Genomic DNA, 21,921 nt, shown 5'->3' with positions numbered 1-21,921 from the left:
GCGAGGCGGAATGGATGATCCCCTAGATTTCCCACGGCGGCGCCTGGCGGCTGCCGGCGTTCAAGGCGCGGCGCAAGGTCCGCGCATCGTCCTGCCTGTCCAGGCTGTCCAGCGCATGCAGCACGATCCAGTCGGCGCCGACCTCGAAGAAATCGCGCAAGCGCGCCCGCGTGTCGCTGCGCCCGAAACCGTCCGTGCCCAACGTGCGGTAGGGCGCTTTTACGTAGGCGCGGATCTGTTCGGGCACGGCGCGTACGTAGTCGCTGGCCGCGATCACCGGGGCGTCGCTGCCGGCCAGGCAGGTGTGCACCCAGTCCTGGTCCTGCGGCGCTTCCAGGCCCAGCACGCGTGCGCGCTCGGCCTGGCGGCCGCTGCGGGCCAGCTCCGAAAAGCTGGTCACGCTCCAGACTTCCGCATCCACGCCGAATTCGTCGTGCAGGCGCGCGGCAGCCAGCTCGGCTTCGCGCAGCATGGGCCCGGCGCCGAGCAGGCGGACCTGCGCCTTGCCGCGCGCGGGCCGCAGCCGGTACAGGCCGCGCAGGACGCCTTCGCGCGTCGCGGGATCCTGGGGCATGTCGGGCTGCGCCAGGTTCTCGTTCGTGACGGTCAGGTAGAAGAATTCATCGCGTTGCTCGTCCAGCATGCGCTGCATGCCATGTTCGACGATGACGGCGACCTCAAAGGCGTAGGCCGGGTCATACGCGCGGCAATTGGGCACGGTGGCGGCCATGATGTGGCTGGAGCCGTCCTGGTGCTGCAGGCCTTCGCCGCCCAGTGTCGTGCGGCCCGACGTGGCGCCGATCAGAAAGCCCCGGGCGCGCTGGTCGGCGGCGGCCCAGATCAGGTCCCCGATGCGCTGGAATCCGAACATCGAGTAATAGATATAGAACGGCAGCATCGGCAGGCCGTTGACCGAGTAACTGGTGCCGGCCGCCGTCCAGGACGAGATGGCGCCGGCCTCGGTGATGCCTTCTTCGAGGATCTGGCCGTCGCGGGCCTCGCGGTAGTACAGCACCGAGCCGATGTCCTCGGGCTCATAGAGCTGGCCTTGCGCCGAATAGATGCCGATCTGCCGGAACAGGTTGGCCATACCGAAGGTGCGCGCCTCGTCCGCGACGATGGGCACGATGCGCGGGCCCACGGTGGCGTCCTTGAGCAGCGCGGTCAGCATGCGCACGATGGCCATCGTGGACGACATCTCCTTGCCGTCGGCCGCCAGCGCAAAGCGCGCCCATTGGTCGGCGTCCGGGGGCGCGAGCCGCGGGGCCTCGGCGTTGCGGCGCGGGATATAGCCGCCCAGCGCGGCGCGGCGCGCCTGCAGGTGGCGCATTTCGGCGCTGTCGTCGGCGGGGCGGTAGAACTTGAGCGCCAGGCAGTCGGCGTCGGAAATCGGCAGCGCGAAGCGGTCGCGGAACGCGAGCAGCGCTTCGTCGTCCAGCTTCTTTTGCTGATGGGTGGTCATCTTGCCCTGGCCGGCCGTCCCCATGCCAAACCCCTTCTTGGTCTGCGCGAGGATGACGGTGGGCTGGCCGCGATGGTTCGCGGCGCGATGGTAGGCGGCATGGATCTTCACCATGTCATGGCCGCCCCGGTGCAGGCGGTCGATGGCGTCGTCGGACCAGTCGGCCACCAACGCCGCCAGCTCGGGATTCTGGTTGAAGAAGTGGGCGCGGTTGAATGCGCCATCGTTGGCCGCGAAGGTCTGGAACTGGCCGTCCACGGTGTTGGCGAAGGCGCGGGCGAGCGCGCCGCCCGTGTCCCGGCGCAGCAGCGCGTCCCAGTCGCTGCCCCAGACGAGCTTGATGACGTTCCAGCCGGCGCCGGCATACAGGGTTTCGAGTTCGTCGATGATGCGGCCGTTGCCGCGCACCGGGCCGTCCAGGCGCTGCAGGTTGCAGTTGACGACGAAGATCAGGTTGTCGAGCTTTTCGCGCGCGGCCAGCGTGAGCGCCGCGATGGATTCGGGCTCGTCCATTTCGCCGTCGCCAAAGATGCCCCACACCTTGCGGTCGGCGCCGGGCACCAGCGAGCGATGTTCCAGATAGCGCATGAAGCGCGCCTGGTAGATGGCGTTGATGGGGCCGATGCCCATCGAGCCGGTGGGGAACTGCCAGAAATCCGGCATCAGCCACGGATGGGGGTACGAGGACAGGCCGCGCAAGCCGCGCGTGGTTGCGGTGATTTCCTGGCGGAAATGCGCCAGGTCGTCTTCGCCCAGAAAGCCTTCGAGGAAGGCGCGCGCATAGACGCCGGGCGCCGAATGCGGCTGCATGTAGACGATGTCGCCCGGGTTGCCGTCCGTGCGGGCGCGAAAGAAATGGTTGAAGCCGACTTCGAACAGGTCGGCGGCCGACGCGTAGCTGGCGATGTGGCCGCCCAGCTCGCCATGCGCCTGATTGGCGCGCACCACCATCGCCAGCGCGTTCCAGCGGTTGATGCGGGCGATGCGCTCTTCGACGGCCAGGTTGCCGGGAAAGGGCGGTTCCTGGTCGGCGGGAATGGTGTTCAGGTAGGCGGTGCGGGTCTGGCTGTTGGCTCGCAGCCCGAGCGAGGCGGCGTGGCCCAGGACGCTGTCCAGCACGTAGCCTGCGCGCTCGGCCCCGTCGGCCTGCAGCAGGGACTGCAACGCTTCGCGCCATTCGGCGGTTTCGGCGGGGTCGGCGTCGTCCTGGAGGGCCGATCCGGAAAGGGGCTGGCGAGGGTCGAGCATGGTAAGTCGTCTCCTGTTTTTACTGCTCATGCTAGACCCATGCCCGAGGCATGAGTCATCAAATTCCGCAAGGAAATCCGGCGCTTTCAGCATAATCTTTCGCCAGGATCCTGCGGCACGGCAGGTTCCACTGCCCGAATGCGCTTACCGCTGGTGACCACGGGGTGGACGGTCTGGCGCTAGAATGCGCGGCTATCAATAGGGAGAAACCCATGACCCAGCCCATCCGCGTTCCGCCGGAGGTCACGCTGCCCGAGCTGACCGTCCGGGGCGTCCTGCTCGGCGCGCTGATCACCGTCATCTTCACCGCCTCGAACGTGTTCCTGGGGCTCAAAGTGGGCCTGACGTTCTCGTCGGCCATTCCGGCGGCCGTGATCTCGATGTCGGTCCTTCGCATGTTCAAGGACGCCAACATCCTTGAAAACAACATGGTGCAGACGCAGGCCTCGGCGGCCGGCACGCTGTCGGCCATCATCTTCATCCTGCCGGCGCTGGTCATGATGGGCCACTGGCAGGGCTTCCCGTTCTGGCAGACCCTGGGCATCTGCGCGGCCGGCGGCATGCTGGGCGTGATGTTCACGATTCCGCTGCGCCACGTGATGGTGGTGCAGAGCAACCTGCCGTATCCGGAAGGCGTGGCGGCGGCGGAGATTCTGCGGGTGGGCAGCGCCGAGCGCGCACAGGACGCGCCGCAGACCGGCGCGCACGCGTCGGCCAAACCCGCCGCCACCGGCATGGGCGACATCGTCGCCGGGGGCGTCGCGGCGGCCGTGGTCAGCTTTGCCGCCAGCGGGCTGCGCGTGCTGGGCGACAGCGTCAGCGGCTGGTTTGCGTTGGGCGGCGCCGTGTTCCGGCTGCCGATGGGCTTTTCGCTGGCGCTGCTGGGCGCGGGCTACCTGATCGGCATCGTCGCCGGGCTGGCGATGTTGACCGGGCTGGTCATTGCGTGGGGCATCGCGGTGCCCATCCTGACGGCCATGGGCGACATGCCCGCGGGCGCGACGCTGGCGTCCTATGCCACGGGCCTGTGGTCCTCGCAGGTGCGCTTCATTGGCGCGGGCGTGATCGGCGTGGGCGCGATCTGGACGCTGGCGACGCTGTTCGTGCCGATGGCGCGCGGCGTGAAGGCCTCGTTTTCGGCCTTGACTAAGGAGGGCGCGGCCCGAGCGGGCACCGCGCCGCGCACCGAACGCGACCTGTCGGCGGGCTGGATCTCGGCCGTGACGTTGGTGCTGGTGGCGATCCTGGTCTTCACGTTCCAGGTGTTCCTGTCGGGCACGCCGCTGTCGGCCGGCGCCATCTGGAAGCTGGTCGCCTACGCGGTCCTCTTCGCCTTTGTGTTCGGTTTCCTGGTGGCCGCGGCTTGTGGCTACATGGCCGGCCTGGTGGGGTCGTCGACCAGCCCGATCTCCGGCGTGGGCATCGTCGCCATCGTCCTGGTGTCCGTGCTGATGCTGGGCGTGGGCGGCGAGCTGATGGCGCTGGAAAACGGCGTGCAGATGGCGATTGCCCTGGCGATCTTCAGCACCTCGGCCGTGGTGGCGGTGGCGTCGATTTCGAACGACAACTTGCAGGACCTGAAGACCGGCTGGCTGGTGGGGGCCACCCCGTGGCGTCAGCAGGTCGCGCTGCTGATCGGCTGCGTCGTCGGCGCGGCGGTGATTTCGCCGGTGCTGGAGCTGCTGTACAACGCATACGGGTTTGCGGACGCGATGCCGCGCGAGGGCATGGACGCCTCGCAGGCGCTGTCCGCGCCGCAGGCCACGCTGATGCTGGCGATCACGCGCGGCATCTTCACCCATCAGTTGAACTGGACGATGATCCTGATCGGCATGGCGGTGGGCGTGGGGCTGATCGTAGTGGACGAGATCATGAAGCGCACCTGCAAGGTGGCGCGCATTCCCGTGCTGGCGGTCGGCATCGGCATCTACCTGCCGCCGACCGTCGCCGCGCCCATCGTGGCGGGCGCGCTGCTGGCCTGGCTGCTTGAGCGCGCCCTGCGCCGCCGCGCCGCCGCCGCCAACCAGCCCTACGACCGCTTTGCCGAGGCGGCCAACCGCCGCGGCGTGCTGATCGCCTCGGGCCTGATCGTGGGCGAGAGCCTGGTGGGCGTGCTGATGGCGGCCATCATCGGCGGCACGGGCTCCGAGGCGCCGCTGGCGATCGCAGGAGAGGACTTCGCCGGCATGGCGTCCTACCTCGGGTTGGCCGTCTTCGTGCTGGTGGCCGTGCTGTTCTGGCGCCGGGTGATGCGGCTGGCTTAGTGCAGCAAATCCGCCAGCGTGCGGGCGATGACCTTCGTTGCGCGGCGCAGGTCTTCCAGATTGATGCGCTCGTCGTTGCGCTTGGCGTGCGATTCGAGCACCGTGCGCGGGCCCGCGCCGTAGATCACGCCGGGGACGCCGGCTTCGGCGTACAGGCGCACGTCGGTGTAGAGCGGTGTGCCCATCGCGGGGATGGGTTCGCCGAACACCGCCTCGCCATGTTGCTGGATGGCCTGCACCAGCGGCTGCGCGCCGGGCAGCGGGCGCATCGAATTGGCCAGCAGCAGCCGCTTGATCTCGACACGGATACCGGGACATGAAGCCGCGGCTTCTTCGATGATGCGCCGGATGTCGGCCTCGACCTCTGCGGCGTTTTCTTCGGGAATCATGCGGCGGTCCAGCTTGAAGCTGACCTTGCCGGGCACCACGTTCGTGTTTGTGCCGCCTTCGATCCGTCCCACGTTCAGGTACGGATGCGAAATGCCCGGGACCTGCGACGTGATCGCCTGGTAATGCGCGTTCTGCGCATACAGCGCATTCAGAATCGCGACGGCGCCTTGCAAGGCGTCGACGCCGCTGCTTGGGATGGCGGCGTGGGCCATCTTGCCGTGCACCGTCACTTCCATTTGCAGGCAGCCGTTGTGCGCGGTGACGACTTCATAGCTGAAGCCGGCCGCGATCATCAGGTCAGGGCGGGTCAATCCCTGCTCCAGGAGCCAGCCCGGACCCAGCAGACCGCCGAATTCCTCGTCGTACGTAAAGTGCAGCTCCACCGCGCCGCGCGACGGCATGGCGACGGCTTCCAGCGCCCGCAGCGCAAACGTGAAGCTGGCGAAGTCGCTCTTGCTGACGGCTGCGGCGCGGCCGTACAGGCAGCCGTCCTCGATCTCGGCGCCGTAGGGATCGTGCTTCCAGCCGTCGCCGGGGGGCACCACATCGCCGTGCGCGTTGAGCGCGATGCGCGGGCCTGCGCCGCCGTATTCGCGGCGCACGATGAGGTTGGTGATGGACTGCATGCCGTAGTCCTCGACGGCCTGGGCCGGCACGGGGTGCGCTTCGGCGTGCAGGCCAAAATCTTGCAGCAGTTGCGCGGTGCGCTCGGCGTGCGGGGCGTTGTTGCCGGGCGGCGTGTCGGTGGGCACGCGCACCAGTGCTTGCAGGAAGCGGACTTCTTCGTCGAAATGGGCGTCCACCCAGGCGTCGAGTCGGGCGTAATCGGTCATGGCGTTATGTCGAGGTTTCGTTGGCCAGCGCGTCGAGCAAGCCCAGCATGGCTTGCGCGGCAAGTTCGATATCGTCGCTGGTGGTGGATTCGCGGGGGTTGTGGCTGATGCCGTTGTTCTGGCCGCGCACGAAGAGCATCGCCTGGGGCATGATCTCGTGCAGCTTCATGGCGTCGTGGCCGGCGCCGCTGGGCATGCGGTGCACGGGGACGCCCAGCGCGTCGACCGCGCGCTCCCAGCGCTGCTGCCAGCGCGGATCGCTGGGCGCGGCGGCGGCGCGCATGGTTTCTTCAATCGAATAGCGCAGACCGCGCCGCGCGCAGATGGCGGCCAGCTCGGCCAGCACGTCATCGACCAGCGCGTCGCGCTGCACATCGCTGGGGGCTCGCAGGTCCAGGCTGAAGCGGCACTCGCCCGGCACGACGTTGATCGATCCGCTGGGCACCTCGAACATGCCTACCGTGCCGACCGAATCGCCATCGCGGGCGGCGCGGCTTTCAACATAGAGCGCCAGCTCGGCGGCCGCGACGGCCGCGTCGCGCCGCCGGTTCATGGGCGTGGTGCCGGCATGGCTGGCCAGGCCCAGGATCTGCACCTGATGGCGCACGCAGCCGTTGATGGACGTGACGACGCCAAGCGGCAGCCCCATTTCATACAGGACCGGACCCTGCTCGATGTGCACCTCGACAAAGCCCAGGTAATTGGCCGGATCGCGCCGCAGGCCGGCAATCCCGTCGATGTCCAGGCCCGCGTGCGTCATGGCCTCGCGCATGGTGATGCCGTCGGCATCCTTCTGCGCCAGCCAGTCGGGATTGAAGCTGCCAATCAACGCGCCCGAGCCCAGGAACGTGGCCCGGTAGCGCTGGCCTTCTTCCTCGGCGAAGGCGATCACCTCCACGTCGAACGGCAGGCGCCGGTTCTCGCGATGCAGCGCGCGCACGCAGGCCATGGGCACGAAGATGCCAAGCCGGCCGTCGTACTTGCCGGCGTTGCGCACCGTGTCGAAGTGGCTGCCGGTCATGAGGACCGGCGCGCCGGCGCGGGCGGCGCGATAGCGTCCCACCACATTGCCGACGGCGTCGATGCCGACCTCGTCAAAGCCGCAGTCGCGCATCCATTGCGAGATGCGCGCGGCGCAGGCGCGGTGCGCGTCGGTCAGGTAGGTGACCGTGAGCTGGCCTTTTTCGGCGTAGCCCGGATCGCTGTAGACGCTGAGCGCCTCGTGCCAGTCCCAGATGTCGCTGCCCATGCCGGTTTCGCCGTGGCGGCTGTGCGGGCGCGGCTCGACGTTCGGCTCGTTCAGATTGTTGGTCATGGTCGTCCTGTTCAACGGTCGGATATGTAGGGGTGGGTGGCTTTCCAGTGCCGCGCGATGTCCAGCCGGCGGCACACCCAGACGCGATCGTGGCGCGCGATGTGATCCAGGAAACGTTGCAGGGCAACGATGCGGCCGGGCCGGCCCAACAGGCGGCAGTGCATGCCGATGCTGAGCATCTTGGGCGCCTCGCCGCCTTCGGCATACAACGCGTCGAAACTGTCCTTCAGGTACTGGAAAAAGGGATCGGCGTGGGAGAAGCCCTGCGGCAGCGCAAAGCGCATGTCGTTGCAGTCCAGCGTGTAGGGCACGATGAGCTGCGGCGCCGTGGCGCCATCCGATTTGCGCACCTGCATCCAGAAGGGCAGGTCGTCGCCGTAATAGTCGCTGTCGTACTCGAATCCGCCGTCGTCGGCGACCAGCGTGCGGGTGCGCGGGCTGTCGCGGCCGGTGTACCAGCCCAGCGGCCGTGTGCCGGTCAGCGTGGTGATGGCGTCGATGGCCAGGCGCATGTGCTCGCGCTCGGTGGCTTCATCCACGTTCTGGTAGTGGATCCAGCGCCAGCCGTGGCAGGCGATTTCATGACCCAGTTCCACGAACGCCGCGGTCAGGTCCGGATGGCGTTGCAGCGCCATGCCGACGCCGAACACCGTCAGCGGCAGCTGGCGCTTTTCGAATTCCCGCAGGATGCGCCACACGCCCGCCCGCGAACCGTATTCATAGATGCCTTCCATGCTGAGGTGCCGGTCCGGATAGCTGGCGGGGCTGAACATTTCGGACAGGAACTGCTCGGAGCCGGCGTCGCCATGCAGCACGCTGTTTTCGCCGCCTTCCTCGTAATTCAGGACGAACTGCACCGCAATCCGCGCGTTGCCTGGCCATTGCGCGTGAGGCGGATTGCGGCCGTAGCCGACGAGGTCGCGGGGGTAGGGCTTGGTGGAATCGTAGGCGGGCATGGGCGGGCGGGGGAACGCGAAACCGTGGCAAGGCAACACACAATTCGCGCGTGGATTTGTGTATACAAAGTATGTACATCAATTGTCCCTCCCGCGCCATCCTGGGTTGCCCTACGGGGGGCTTGGCGTCACCGCAAATCCCCGCAAGGCCACCCCATGACGCCGAAGCCGCCGCTATCCGTTGCGGTAGAGAAAGCTGTAGGCGTTGATCGCCGGCACCCCTCCCAGGTGCGCATACAGGACCTTCGAACCGGCGGGAATCTCGCCTTTGCGGATGATGTCCATCATCCCCTGCATGGATTTCCCTTCGTACACGGGGTCAGTCATCATGCCTTCCAGGCGGGCGCACGTACGGATGGCATCGTTGGTTTCGGCTGACGGCAGGCCATACGCGGGATAGGCGTAACGCGTGTCGAGCACCACGTCCTTGTCTTCGATGGGTCTGTCCAGCCCGACGAGGTCGGCGGTGCGCCGCGCGATGCGCAGGACCTGGGCGCGCGTCTGCTCCGGCGTGGCGGATGCGTCGATGCCGATGACGCGGTCGGCGCGGCCGTCGGCGGCAAAGCCCACGACCATGCCGGCCTGCGTACTGCCCGTGACCGCGCAGACGACGATGTAGTCGAACTTGAATCCCAGATCGGCTTCCTGGCGGCGCACCTCTTCGGCAAAGCCGACGTAGCCCAGCCCGCCCAGCTCATGGTCGGACGCGCCCGCGGGAATCGCATAGGGCTTGCCGCCGCGGCGTTTCACTTCTTCAAGCGCCTCTTCCCAACTGCGGCGAAAGCCGATGTCGAAACCCTGGTCGACCAGCCGCACGTCCGCGCCCATGAGGCGGCTCATCATGATGTTGCCGACGCGGTCGTAGACCGCATCCGAATAATCCACCCAGTTTTCCTGCACCAGCACGCAGGCCAATCCCAGTTTGGCGGCCACCGCCGCGACCATGCGCGTGTGGTTGGACTGGATGCCGCCGATGGTGACGAGCGTGTCGCAACCTTGTTCCAGCGCCTGCGGGATCAGGTATTCAAGCTTGCGCAGCTTGTTGCCGCCAAACGCCAGGCCGCTGTTGCAGTCCTCGCGCTTGGCGTAGATCTCGACCTTGCCGCCCAGATGCTGTGAAAGGCGGTCCAGCTTTTCGATTGGGGTATCGCCGAAGGTCAGGCGATGACGGGGAAAGCGTTGCAGATCCATGGTGGCTCCTGATGATTCGGGCGGCCTGCGCTTTTTGGCAGGGTTCGCAAAAATCATAGAAATCATGGGCTTGAGGGGTCAATTGCGTATTTTTTCAATCCGCCAAATCGAAACTTCGTTTATTGGTATTTATGCATCTAATATTTCCAAATTAAAAACCGCGACCAAATTTAATTTTCAGGGACGCATTCCATGACCGCCGTTTTCACGCTGGACCGCATCGACCGCCAGATCCTGCGCATTCTTCAGGACGACGCGCAGATCACCAATCTGGACCTGAGCGCGCGCGTGCATCTCAGTCCGGCGGCGTGTCTGCGGCGCGTCGAGCGGCTCAAAAGCGAAGGCATCATCCGAAAGACGGTCGCACTGCTTGAACCCGCCGACGTGGATATGGCCACGCTAGTCATCGTGGGCGTGGTGCTTGACCGTTCCACACCCGACTCGTTCACCGACTTCGAGGAAGCGGCCAAGAGCATCAGCGGCTGCCTGGAATGCCACCTGGTGGCAGGCGAATTCGACTACTTCCTGATGCTGCGCATCCGCGACCTGGAAAGATTCAACAAGCTGCATGCGGGCGAGATCATCAAGCTGCCCGGCGTACGCCAAATTCGCACTTTTTTCGTCTTGAAAGAGATCATGTCGACCACTGCGCTGCCTGTTTGACGCGGCGTAAATGCAACACTTACCTTTTCTGCTATTCAAAATGACGCGCTGCGGCATTTTGCATTGACCGATTTTGGTGGCGCGTAGACGGCGCATTGGAAGGGGTTGGACGGACATTCCGTTGCTGCATGACGGCATTCCCAAAGGGCTTTCGCGTCACGGAAATGCGGGAAGACGCCCGCAAACTCAAAGGGCTATACTTCTCGACCATAGGCTTTCAAGGCTTGTACGCGCCTTCTGCCCCTGCTATCCGCCTAACGGGAAGCCCGTGTCGCGGAAGGTTTTCCTGCATCGTCTCGAGTGAAGCACTCGTAAAGGTGAAGCGATATGTCTTCGGAAATAGAATCTCTATCCACGTCTTACCTCTTTGGGGGTAATGCCCCGTATGTCGAGGAGCTTTACGAAGCCTACCTCGATAACCCCGGTTCGGTACCTGACAACTGGCGCGAATATTTCGACCAATTGCAGCACGCTCCCGCAACCGACGGCCAGGAATCCACTCGCGACCAGGCCCATGCTCCCATCGTCGAATCGTTCGCCCAGCGCGCCAAGGCCAATGCCTTCGTGCAACGCGCCGCCGAACCCGACCTGAGCGTGGCCAGCAAGCAGGTTTCGGTGCAATCGCTGATTGCCGCCTACCGTTCGCTGGGTTCGCGTTGGGCCGACCTCGATCCGCTCAAGCGCCAGGAACGTCCGCCGATCCCCGAGCTCGATCCCGCCTTCTATGGCCTGACCGAAGCCGATCTGGACCAGACGTACTCGGCCACCAACACCTACTTCACGACCGCCAGCACGATGACGCTGCGCGACATCCTGAAGGCGCTGCGCGACACCTACTGCCGCAGCATCGGTGCAGAATTCACCCACATCTCCGACCCCGCCGCCAAGCGCTGGATCCAGGAACGCCTGGAAACCACGCTGGGCGCGCCCACGTACACCGCGGAAGAAAAGCGCCACATCCTTCAGCAGCTCACCGAGTCCGAAGGCCTGGAACGCTTCCTGCACACCAAGTACGTCGGCCAGAAGCGCTTCTCGCTGGAAGGCGGCGAAAGCTTCATCGCCTCGATGGACGAAGTGGTTAACCACGCCGGTGAAAACGGCGTCCAGGAAATCGTGGTCGGCATGGCCCACCGCGGCCGCCTGAACCTGCTCGTGAACATCATGGGCAAGATGCCCGGCGACCTGTTCGCCGAGTTCGAAGGCAAGCACGCCGAAGGCCTGACCGACGGCGACGTGAAGTACCACAACGGCTTCTCGAGCGACCTGTCCACGCGCGGCGGCCCCGTCCACCTGTCGCTGGCGTTCAACCCGTCGCACCTTGAAATCGTCAACCCCGTCGTCGAAGGCAGCGCACGCGCCCGCCAGGAACGCCGCGGCGACGCCGAAGGCAAGCAAGTGCTGCCGGTGCTGGTGCACGGCGACGCGGCCTTTGCCGGCCAGGGCGTCGTGATGGAAACCCTGAACCTGGCGCAGACGCGCGGCTACGGTACGGGCGGCACGCTGCACATCGTCATCAACAACCAGATCGGCTTCACCACGTCCGACCCGCGTGACTCGCGTTCGACGCTGTATTGCACCGACGTGGTCAAGATGATCGAAGCCCCGGTGTTCCACGTCAACGGCGACGATCCCGAAGCCGTGGTGTTCGTCACCAAGCTGGCGCTGGACTACCGTCTGCAGTTCCGCCACGACGTCGTCGTGGACATCGTCTGCTTCCGCAAGCTGGGCCACAACGAGCAGGACACCCCGTCGCTGACGCAGCCCCTGATGTACAAGCGCATCGGCCACCACCCGGGCACGCGCAAGCTGTACGCCGACAAGCTGACCACGCAAGGCGTGCTGGCCGACGGCGAAGCCGATCAGCTGGTCAAGGACTACCGCCAGCTCATGGAAGACGGCCAACGCACCATCGAACCGGTGCTGACCGACTACAAGAGCAAGTACGCCATCGACTGGTCGCCGTTCCTGGGCGCCAAGTGGACCGACCAGGCCGACACCGCCGTGCCGCTGGCTGAACTCAAGCGCATCGGCGAACGCATCACCACCGTGCCGGAAGGCTTCACGGTGCACCCGCTGGTCGCCAAGCTGCTGAACGACCGCCGCACCATGGCCAAGGGCGAAATGAACCTGGACTGGGGCATGGGCGAACACCTCGCCTTCGCGACCCTGGTGTCCTCGGGCTACGCCATCCGCATCACCGGCCAGGATTCGGGCCGCGGCACGTTCACGCACCGCCACGCCGTGCTGCACGACCAGAACCGCGAACGCTGGAACGACGGCACCTACATTCCGCTGCAGAACGTGTCGGAAGGCCAGGCGCCGTTCACCGTCATCGACTCCGTGCTGTCCGAAGAGGCGGTGCTGGGCTTTGAATACGGTTACTCCAGCGCCGAACCGAACACGCTGGTCATCTGGGAAGGCCAGTTCGGCGACTTCGTCAACGGCGCCCAGGTCGTGATCGACCAGTTCATCAGCTCCGGCGAAGCCAAGTGGGGCCGCCAGTCGGGCCTGACGCTGATGCTGCCGCACGGCTACGAAGGCCAGGGTCCCGAGCACTCGTCGGGCCGCATCGAGCGCTTCCTGCAGCTGTGCGCCGACAACAACATGCAAGTGGTTCAGCCGACGTCGGCTTCGCAGATCTTCCACGTCCTGCGCCGCCAGATGATCCGTCCGTTCCGCAAGCCGCTGGTGCTGTTCACGCCGAAGTCGCTGCTGCGCAACAAGGACGCCGGTTCGCCCCTGACCGATCTGGCCGGCGGCAGCTTCCGCCCGGTCATCGGCGAGGTCGACGAGGCCATCGACGCCAGCAAGGTCAAGCGCGTGCTGGCTTGCTCGGGCAAGGTGTACTACGACCTGGTCAACGCCCGCCGCGAGCGTGGCGCCGACAACGTCGCCATCATCCGCGTCGAGCAGCTGTATCCGTTTGCGCACAAGTCGTTCGAATCCGAACTGCGCAAGTACCCCAAGGCAACCGAAGTGATCTGGGTGCAGGACGAACCCCAGAACCAAGGCGCCTGGTTCTACGTTCAGCATCACGTGTACGAGAACATGGTCGAAGGCCAGAAGCTTGGCTACGCAGGCCGTGCCGCGTCGGCATCGCCGGCCGTGGGCTACCTGGCCAAGCACCAGGAGCAGCAGAAGGCCCTGATCGAAACGGCCTTCGCGCCCAAGTTCAAGGTCATGTTGACGAAGTAACCCTTACTTGATGCACGCGCCGCGGGCGGCAAGCGTTCCGGAATCCCGTTTCGAACCTTGCCGCGCCGCGTGACAAGAACACACTCTCTACGGAATAAACAAAATGGCTATTACCGACGTCGTCGTTCCCCAACTTTCCGAATCCGTTTCCGAAGCGACCCTGCTGACCTGGAAGAAGCAGCCGGGCGCTGCCGTTGAAGCCGACGAAATCCTGATCGAAGTCGAAACCGACAAGGTCGTGCTGGAAGTGCCGGCCCCCGCCTCGGGCGTGCTGTCCGAAATCGTCAAGGGCGATGGCAGCACCGTGACCTCCGGCGAAGTGCTGGCCCGCATCGACACCGCCGCCAAGGCCGCCGCCGCCGCCACCGCACCGGCCGAAGCCCCCAAGGCCGCTGAGCAAGCCGCCGCCGCGCCGGCGCCCGCCGCTGCCGCCCCGGCCTCGACCGCCGCTGCCGGCGTCGCTTCGCCCGCCGCCTCGAAGATCCTGGCCGAGAAGGGCGTTGACGCCGCTTCCGTGTCGGGCACCGGCCGTGATGGCCGCGTGACCAAGGGCGACGCCCTGGCCGCCAGCGCCCAGCCCAAGGCCGCGCCGGCCAAGGCTGCCGCCGCGCCCGCCCCGACCACGCTGTCGCTGGACGGCCGTCCGGAACAGCGCGTGCCGATGAGCCGCCTGCGCGCCCGCATCGCCGAGCGCCTGCTGCAATCGCAGCAGGAAAACGCGATCCTGACCACGTTCAACGAAGTCAACATGCAGGCCGTCATCGACCTGCGCGCCAAGTACAAGGACAAGTTCGAAAAGGAACACGGCATCAAGCTGGGCTTCATGTCGTTCTTCGTCAAGGCCGCCGTTGCCGCGCTGAAGAAGTACCCGCTGATCAACGCCTCGATCGACGGCAAGGACATCATCTACCACGGCTACTTCGACATCGGTATCGCTGTCGGCAGCCCGCGTGGCCTGGTGGTGCCGATCCTGCGCAACGCCGATCAGCTGTCGATCGCCGACATCGAGAAGACCATTGCCGACTTCGGCCGCCGCGCTGCTGACGGCAAGCTGGGCATCGAAGAAATGACCGGCGGCACGTTCTCGATCTCCAACGGCGGCGTGTTCGGCTCGATGCTGTCGACCCCGATCATCAACCCGCCGCAATCGGCCATCCTGGGCGTGCACGCCACGAAGGATCGCGCCGTCGTCGAAAACGGCCAGATCGTCATCCGCCCGATGAACTACCTGGCCCTGTCCTACGACCACCGCATCATCGACGGCCGCGAAGCCGTGCTGGGCCTGGTCGCCATGAAGGACGCCCTGGAAGATCCGCAGCGCCTGTTGCTGGACCTGTAATCTCGACGCCCCTGGCCGGCGCCGAGCGCGACCCGCAAGTCGCGCGGCGCCCGGGCCGGCTCCCCGCCGGCCCGCAGCACGACCCCGCTGGGCAGGAAGTGCGCTTCTTCACCCCTCATTCGCGAGAACACTATGTCCAAACAATTTGACGTCGTCGTGATCGGCGCAGGCCCCGGCGGCTACATCGCCGCCATCCGCGCCGCGCAGCTCGGCATGTCGGTCGCCTGCATCGACGCCTGGCAGAACGGCCAAGGCGGCCCGGCTCCCGGCGGCACCTGCACCAACGTCGGCTGCATCCCGTCCAAGGCGCTGCTGCAATCGTCGGAACATTACGAGCAAGCCAACCACCACTTCGCCGAGCACGGCATCGAAGTCAAGGGCGTCAGCCTGAAGCTCGACACGCTGATCGGCCGCAAGAACACGGTGGTCAAGCAGAACAACGACGGCATCCTGTACCTGTTCAAGAAGAACAAGGTCACGTTCTTCCATGGCAAGGGCGCGTTCAGCGGCCAAGTGGAAGGCGGCTGGGCCATCAAGGTCACCGGCACCGCCGAGGAAGACCTGGTTGCCAAGCACGTCGTGGTCGCCACCGGCTCGTCGGCGCGTGAACTGCCCGGCCTGCCGTTCGACGAAAAGGTCGTGCTGTCCAACGACGGCGCACTGAACATCGGCGCCGTGCCCAAGACGCTGGGCGTCATCGGCGCTGGCGTGATCGGTCTGGAAATGGGCAGCGTGTGGCGCCGCCTGGGTTCGGAAGTCACCATCCTGGAAGCGATGCCGGAATTCCTGGCTGCCGCCGACGGGCAAGTGGCCAAGGAAGCTCTCAAGGCTTTCACCAAGCAAGGCCTGAACATCCAGATGGGCGTCAAGATCGGCGAGATCAAGGCGACCGCCAAGTCCGTGACCGTGCCTTATGTCGACGCCAAGGGCGCCGAGCAGAAGCTGGTCGTGGACAAGCTGATCGTCTCGATCGGCCGCGTGCCCTACACCGGCGGCCTGAACGCCGACGCCGTGGGACTGAAGCTGGACGAACGCGGCTTCGTGGCCGTGGACGGCGACTGCAAGACCAACCTGCCGAACGTCTGGGCAGTGGGCGACGTGGTGCGCGGCCCGATGCTGGCGCACAAGGCTGAAGAAGAAGGCGTTGCGGTTGCCGAGCGCATCGCCGGCCAGCACGGCCACGTCAACTTCGACACCGTGCCGTGGGTCATCTACACCTCGCCGGAAATCGCCTGGGTCGGCAAGACCGAACAGCAGCTCAAGGCCGAAGGCCGCGAGTACAAGGCTGGCAGCTTCCCGTTCCTGGCCAACGGCCGCGCCCGCGCGCTGGGCGACACCACCGGCTTTGCCAAGGTGATCGCCGATGCCAAGACCGATGAAGTCCTGGGCGTGCACATTGTGGGCCCGATGGCCTCGGAACTGATCTCGGAAGCCGTGACCATCATGGAATTCCGCGGCGCCGCTGAAGACATCGCCCGCATCTGCCACGCGCACCCGACGCTGTCGGAAGCCGTGAAGGAAGCCGCGCTGGCCGTGGACAAGCGTGCGCTGAACTTCTAAGCCGCGACTGACTGCTGCAAGACCGGGGGCGGGTTCCAGGACCCGCCCTTTTCTTTACCGCCATTACCATTTCAGCCTGATCCGGTTCCCCTATGAACGTCAGCGACTACTACGAACACGCATTGGCCGAACGCGGCTACAAGCCCGACGACGCGCAGAAGAAGGCGATCGACCGCTTGCAGCGCTATTACGACGAATGGGTCAAGTTCAAGTCGATGCGCTCGAACGCGCTGAAAAAGCTGCTGAACCGTCCCGACGTGCCGCGCGGCGTGTACCTGTGGGGCGGTGTGGGCCGCGGCAAGAGTTTCCTGATGGACGCGTTCTATGCCACCGTGCCGGTGGTGCGCAAGACGCGCCTGCACTTTCACGAATTCATGCGCGGCGTGCATCGCGAGCTCGAGGAAGTGAAGGGCATGCAGGATCCGCTGGACGAGGTCGCCAAGCGCGTGGCCAAGCGCTACCGGCTGATCTGCTTTGACGAATTCCACGTGTCCGACGTGGCGGACGCAATGATCTTGCACCGCCTGCTGCTCAAGCTGTTCGAATACGGCACGTCGTTCGTGATGACGTCCAACTACGAACCCTCCACGCTGTACACCGACGGCCTGCACCGCGACCGTGTGCTGCCCGCCATCGCGTTGATCCAGTCGCGCATGGACGTCATGAACGTGGATGCGGGCATCGATTACCGCCGCCGCTCGCTGGAGCAGGTGCAGAGCTATCACACGCCGCTGGACGAGCATGCGCAGAAGGCGCTGCAGGCGGCCTTCGACGCGCTGGCCGACACGCCTCCGCAAGAGCCCGTGCTGCACATCGAGCATCGCGAGATCCGCGCGTTGGCGCTGGGCGGCTCGGTGGTGTGGTTCGACTTTGCCACGTTGTGCGGCGGGCCCCGTTCGCAGAACGACTACCTGGAACTGGCCAACCGCTTCCACGCCGTGATCCTGTCGGGCGTGCCGCGCATGGGGCCGCGCCAGGCGTCCGAGGCGCGCCGCTTCACCTGGCTGATCGACGTGTTCTACGACCATCGCGTCAAGCTCATCATGTCGGCCGAGTGCGAGCCCGAAGAGATCTACACGGAAGGCGCGCTGGCCAACGAGTTCCACCGGACCGTCTCGCGCATCCTGGAAATGCAGTCGCGCGAGTACCTCGAATCCGAGCGCCGCCTGGCCGCGACGTTGTAGTAATGCGTCACCCGGCCCGCAATTTCGGGGCCGGGTGAGGTCAATCATTGTTAATGCAAGTCATTATCAATTAAGATTTTGAGACTTTTGGTCCCGCGCCGCAGTCTCATCCGTGTCTTCCACCTTGCTTTCCTCATCGGCCCCGTGCGTCGACGCCCAGGTCGCGCCTGTCGATGGCCTGTACCGCGATCACCGCTCGTGGCTGTTCGGATGGCTGCGCCGCAAGCTGGGTTGCGAACATCGCGCCGAGGATCTGGCGCAGGACGTCTTCGTCAGGGTGATCCAGGGCCGCAAGCAGGTGCGGGCCAACGAGGCCCGGGCGCTTCTCACCACCATCGCAAAGGGATTGGTCGTCGACCACCAGCGCCACGCCGCGCTGGAACACGCGTACCTCGCCTATCTGGCCAGCGTGCCCGAAACCTATGCGCCGTCGCCCGAGGCGCAGGCCGAGCAATTGCAGGCGTTGGTGCAGCTGGATCGCCTGCTGGACGGCCTGCCGCCGAAGGCGCGCGCCGCGTTCCTGCTGTCGCAGCTGGACGGCCTGACGTATCCGGAGATCGCCGAACGCCTCGATGTGTCGTTGAGTTCCGTGCAGCAGTACATGGTGCGCGCGATGTCCGCGTGCTATGCGGCAATCCATGCCTGACGCGCTGAACCTCATGCCCGCCGCAGGCAGGTCCTCGGATGCCGCCCCTTCGGAGGCCGTCGTGCGCGAGGCCATTGTCTGGTGGAGCCGGTTGCAATCGGGCGTGGCGGACGCGCAAACACGCGAATCGTGCCGCGCCTGGATTGCGCAGGATCCCGCGCATCGCGTGGCGTGGGACCGGCTGCAGGACATCGGCCGCGACGCGCGCCGGGTGCCGGCGGCGTTGGCGCACACCGCGCTGAATGCGCCAGCCTCGCGTGGCCGGCGCGCCGCGCTGCGCAGCCTGTTGACCGTGGCCGGCGTGGCCGCCACCGGGTGGGCCGGCTACCGTCATGCGCCCTGGCAGCGGCTGGTCGCCGACTACAGCACCCGCGTGGGCGAGCGCCAGGCCCTTGCGCTGGCGGACGGGCTGCGCGTCACCCTGAACAGCGATTCTGCCGTGCGCGTCAACGTCAGCGGCAACGTACGTGATATTGCGCTCTTGCGCGGCGAGATGCTGGTGCAGGCCGAGCCGCATCCGGGCGCGCGGACGCTGCGCGTGGACACCGGCGACGGCCAAGTGCAGGCCGAGCGCGCGCGGTTCGACCTGCGGCGAACGGCACAAGGCGCGCGCGTGGGCGTGTACGAAGGCAGCGTGGCGCTGCTGCGCCATGGCGTCCTGACGCAGCTTGCCGCCGGTGAACGGCTGTTTCCTGCCGAAGACGGAGAACTTCAGCGCGGCGCGACGGACCCGGACCGGCTCGCCTGGGTGGACGGCATGGTGGTGGCCAAGGAATGGCGGCTGGACGACTTTGCCGAATACCTGGCCCGCCAGCGCGTGGGCGTCATCCGCGTCGATCCCGCAGTGGGGGCCTTGCGGCTTTCCGGGGTGTTTCCGCTGGACGACGCCGAGCGCGCGCTCACGGCGCTGGAACACTCCCTGCCGATCACCGTCACGCGCCACACGCACTATTGGCTGCAGGTCGGACCGCGCGACGCCTGAGTGTTACAAATTTTCTTGCCGGCGCATTGCAGGTTTTGCAGCCCCGTACGGAAAGCAGAAAGAAACCACCGTACAGGGAGATGTTTGTGTCCGCTTCAATCCACACCCGCCTGCGCGCACCGCTGACCGCCGGCCGTCAAGCCGTGCTGGCCGTGTCGTGCGCCGGGGCGCTGGCCGCCGGCGCACCCGCGGCCTGGGCGCAGTCCGCGCCAGCCGCCGACGCGGCAGCAGCCGCCAATGGCCAGCGCAGTTTCCAGATTCCGGCAGGGCCGCTGGCCGATGCACTGACGCAGTTTGCGCGCAGCGCGGGCGTGGTGCTGTCGTTCGATCCGGCGCTGGTCCGCGGGCGGCGTTCGGACGGGTTGAACGGCGCGTATACGGTGGGCGCGGGCTTCTCGCGCATCCTGGCGGGCAGCGGCCTGCAGGCCCGCGCGCAATCGGGCAACACGTGGACGCTGGCGCCCGCGCCGGCCTCCGCGGGCGATACGCACACGCTGGCGCCCGTGACGGTCACGGGCATGTCGGACAGCGCCTATGCGCCCACGGTGGGCTACGTGGCCACCGCCAGCGCCAGCGCCACCAAGACGGACACGCCGCTGATCGAGACGCCGCAGTCGGTGTCCGTGGTCACGCGCGAGCAGATCACCGAGCAGGGCGCGCAGACGCTGAATCAGGTGCTGCGCTACACGGCGGGCGTGGCCACCGAGTCGCGCGGCGCCACGGCGACCCGCCTGGACCAGTTCAACGTGCGCGGATTCTCGGCGTCCACTTACCTTGATGGGCTGCGCGTGTTCGGCGGCCGCGATGCGCTGCCGCAGGTCGATGCCTTCCGCCTTGAGCGCGTGGATGTGCTCAAGGGGCCGGCGTCGGTCATGTACGGGCAGGGCGGTCCGGGCGGCGTGGTGAACCAGGTCAGCAAGCGGCCGCTGGACGAGCCGCTGCGCGAGGTGGAGCTGCAGGTTGGCAATTACGACTTCCGCCGCGCCAACTTCGACTTCGGCGGCCCCATCGACGAAGAGGGCAAGTACCTGTACCGCCTGGTGGGATCGGGCTACATGTCGGACGGCCAGGTGCAGGACACCAAGGAACGCCGCTACTTCGTGTCGCCCGCGTTCGCCTGGAAACCCAATGCCGATACCTCGCTGACCATCCTGACCAATTTCCAGCATGATCCCGACATGGGGTCGTACGGCGCGGTGCCGGCCATGCGCACCTTGCTGCGCGCGCCCGACGGCTTCCGGCTGCCCGCCGATTACTACGATGGCGACGCCAATTTCGAAAAGAGCGACCGCAAGAGCTACTCGCTGGGCTACATCCTGGACCATCGCTTCAACGACACGTTCAAGGCCTCGCAAAGCCTGCGCTGGACGCACTCGGACGCCAAGTATCGCAGCGTCTATGGCGCGATGACCAACTACTACGGCTATACGGACAGGACCTACCTGTACCACCAGCGCGCCTCGATCGCGACCGACGTGGATGTGGGGGCGCTGACCATCGACAACAACCTGCAGGCTCGCTTCAACACCGGCAAGATAGGCCACAACGTCCTGGTGGGATTCGACTACCAGCACGTCAAGACCGACACGCTGTCGGGATTTGGTTCCGCGCCTGCGCTCTACGTGAAGAATCCGGACAATTTCAAGAACATTCCCGTGCCGGCGTTCTCCAGCGACGCGACCACCACGCAGTACCAGACCGGCGTGTATTTCCAGGACCAGATCAAGATCGACCGTCTGTCGTTCCTCTTGGGCGGGCGCTACGACTGGTCGCGCAACGTGGGCGAGACGACGGCGATCGCCTCGGGCCGCGTCACCCCGTCCAAGCTGAGCGCCGAAGCGTTCTCGGGCCGGTTCGGCGCCATCTACAACTTCGACAACGGCGTGGCGCCGTACTTCAGTTACTCGGAATCCTTCGAGCCGCAGTCGGGCACGGGCTGGAACAACACGCCGTTCAAGCCGATCGAGGGCAAGCAGTACGAGGTGGGCATCAAGTACCAGCCGCCGGGCTCGGCCACGATGCTGACGTTCGCGGCCTTCGACATCCGCCGCGAGAACATGACGACCACCGACCCGGACCCGACGCACCTGTGCGGCACGGCGGGTGGACGTTGCTCGATCCAGGCGGGCGAGCTGCGCACGCAGGGCATCGAACTCGAGGCCAAGACCGAGCCGATGCGCGGCCTGTCGCTGATTGCCGCCTACTCGGTCATGAACAACGAATACACCAAGGCCTATCCGAATGCGGCGGGCTTTGACCTGACCGGCAAGACCCCCGCCGCGCTGCCGTCGCAGCAGGCGTCGGCCTGGGCGCGCTACCAGCTTCAGGAAGGCCCGCTGGCCGGCCTTGGCGTGGGCGGCGGCGTGCGGTACATCGGTTCGTCGTACGCCAACGAGGCCAACACGCTGAAGGTGCCGAAAGTCACGCTGGTGGACCTGATGCTGGACTATGACCTGGGCCGCGCCTCGCCCGCGCTCAAGGGCATGCAGGTTGCGCTGAACGTGCAGAACCTGTTCGACAAGGAGTACATCGCGTCGTGCTCCGGCGAGTCCTGGTGCTGGTTCGGCTACCAGCGCTCCATCAAGGCGAGCCTGCGGTATCGCTGGTAAGCAGGTTGGCCGTTCCTGTATTAACGAGAATCGTTATAATTCAGGCCGGCCACGTCCCCGCAACCACCTAGAACTCCCGTGAAA

The 21,921-nt window shown here is 66.1% G+C and carries 14 protein-coding genes and 1 pseudogene; 10 read left to right on the top strand and 5 right to left on the bottom strand.

The features are described from left to right. Nucleotides 1-22 precede the first annotated feature (22 nt). Nucleotides 23-2,710, bottom strand: a complete 2,688-nt coding sequence (mdeB, locus tag FBY20_RS04025; protein ID WP_142050221.1) for an alpha-ketoglutarate dehydrogenase — start codon at nt 2,708-2,710, stop codon at nt 23-25. Nucleotides 2,711-2,922: 212 nt separating this feature from the next. Here mdeB and FBY20_RS04020 point away from each other — a divergent pair, with 212 nt between their 5' ends. After that, on the top strand, nt 2,923-4,974 hold the full coding sequence (locus tag FBY20_RS04020) for an OPT family oligopeptide transporter (protein ID WP_142050218.1): 2,052 nt from the start codon (nt 2,923-2,925) through the stop codon (nt 4,972-4,974). Here FBY20_RS04020 and FBY20_RS04015 read toward each other — a convergent pair. The 4 genes and pseudogenes from FBY20_RS04015 to FBY20_RS04000 all read right to left on the bottom strand — a co-directional run bounded on the left by FBY20_RS04015 (nt 4,971) and on the right by FBY20_RS04000 (nt 9,659). After that, complete coding sequence (locus FBY20_RS04015) at nt 4,971-6,197, bottom strand: M20/M25/M40 family metallo-hydrolase (RefSeq protein ID WP_142050215.1); 1,227 nt, start codon at nt 6,195-6,197, stop codon at nt 4,971-4,973. The genes FBY20_RS04020 and FBY20_RS04015 overlap by 4 nt on opposite strands. Nucleotides 6,198-6,201: 4 nt before the next feature. Further along, nucleotides 6,202-7,443, bottom strand: a pseudogene (locus tag FBY20_RS04010) (hydantoinase/carbamoylase family amidase); the annotation flags it as partial. Between the two features lie 80 nt (nt 7,444-7,523). After that, nucleotides 7,524-8,468, bottom strand: coding sequence for an allantoinase PuuE (puuE, locus tag FBY20_RS04005; protein WP_142050212.1), 945 nt, complete (start codon nt 8,466-8,468; stop codon nt 7,524-7,526). Nucleotides 8,469-8,642: 174 nt separating this feature from the next. Beyond that, on the bottom strand, nt 8,643-9,659 hold the full coding sequence (locus FBY20_RS04000) for a 1-aminocyclopropane-1-carboxylate deaminase (RefSeq protein WP_142050209.1): 1,017 nt from the start codon (nt 9,657-9,659) through the stop codon (nt 8,643-8,645). Between FBY20_RS04000 and FBY20_RS03995 the strand changes: the two genes are divergently transcribed. From FBY20_RS03995 to FBY20_RS03955, 9 genes are all read left to right on the top strand, one after another. Then, on the top strand, nt 9,658-9,855 hold the full coding sequence (locus FBY20_RS03995) for a hypothetical protein (protein WP_142050206.1): 198 nt from the start codon (nt 9,658-9,660) through the stop codon (nt 9,853-9,855). The genes FBY20_RS04000 and FBY20_RS03995 overlap by 2 nt on opposite strands. Continuing rightward, nucleotides 9,852-10,322 carry an Lrp/AsnC family transcriptional regulator gene (locus FBY20_RS03990; RefSeq protein WP_056322133.1) on the top strand — a complete coding sequence of 157 codons (471 nt, stop codon included), beginning with the start codon at nt 9,852-9,854 and terminating at the stop codon, nt 10,320-10,322. The genes FBY20_RS03995 and FBY20_RS03990 overlap by 4 nt, the downstream gene beginning before the upstream one ends. Before the next feature lie 327 nt (nt 10,323-10,649). Continuing rightward, complete coding sequence (locus FBY20_RS03985; protein ID WP_056322136.1) at nt 10,650-13,517, top strand: 2-oxoglutarate dehydrogenase E1 component; 2,868 nt, start codon at nt 10,650-10,652, stop codon at nt 13,515-13,517. Nucleotides 13,518-13,620: 103 nt separating this feature from the next. Next, nucleotides 13,621-14,856, top strand: coding sequence for a 2-oxoglutarate dehydrogenase complex dihydrolipoyllysine-residue succinyltransferase (odhB, locus tag FBY20_RS03980; RefSeq protein WP_056322139.1), 1,236 nt, complete (start codon nt 13,621-13,623; stop codon nt 14,854-14,856). A 132-nt stretch (nt 14,857-14,988) separates the two neighbouring features. Continuing rightward, nucleotides 14,989-16,416 (top strand): dihydrolipoyl dehydrogenase, encoded by a 1,428-nt coding sequence (lpdA, locus tag FBY20_RS03975; protein ID WP_056322141.1) that lies wholly within the window; start codon nt 14,989-14,991, stop codon nt 16,414-16,416. A gap of 92 nt (nt 16,417-16,508) precedes the next feature. Then, on the top strand, nt 16,509-17,600 hold the full coding sequence (gene zapE, locus FBY20_RS03970; protein ID WP_142050203.1) for a cell division protein ZapE: 1,092 nt from the start codon (nt 16,509-16,511) through the stop codon (nt 17,598-17,600). Between the two features lie 112 nt (nt 17,601-17,712). Next, entirely contained in the window at nt 17,713-18,246 is a 534-nt protein-coding gene (locus FBY20_RS03965; protein WP_142050200.1) for a sigma-70 family RNA polymerase sigma factor, read from the top strand. Next, nucleotides 18,239-19,228 carry a FecR domain-containing protein gene (locus tag FBY20_RS03960; protein ID WP_142050197.1) on the top strand — a complete coding sequence of 330 codons (990 nt, stop codon included), beginning with the start codon at nt 18,239-18,241 and terminating at the stop codon, nt 19,226-19,228. The genes FBY20_RS03965 and FBY20_RS03960 overlap by 8 nt, the downstream gene beginning before the upstream one ends. A gap of 80 nt (nt 19,229-19,308) precedes the next feature. Further along, nucleotides 19,309-21,837, top strand: coding sequence for a TonB-dependent siderophore receptor (locus FBY20_RS03955; RefSeq protein ID WP_142050194.1), 2,529 nt, complete (start codon nt 19,309-19,311; stop codon nt 21,835-21,837). Nucleotides 21,838-21,921 lie beyond the last annotated feature (84 nt).

This window comes from Achromobacter sp. SLBN-14, assembly GCF_006715415.1.
Classification (GTDB): Bacteria; Pseudomonadota; Gammaproteobacteria; order Burkholderiales; family Burkholderiaceae_B; genus Achromobacter; species Achromobacter mucicolens.
Note: the sequence above shows the minus strand (reverse complement) of the source record. Positions and strands in the feature narration are given on the sequence as shown.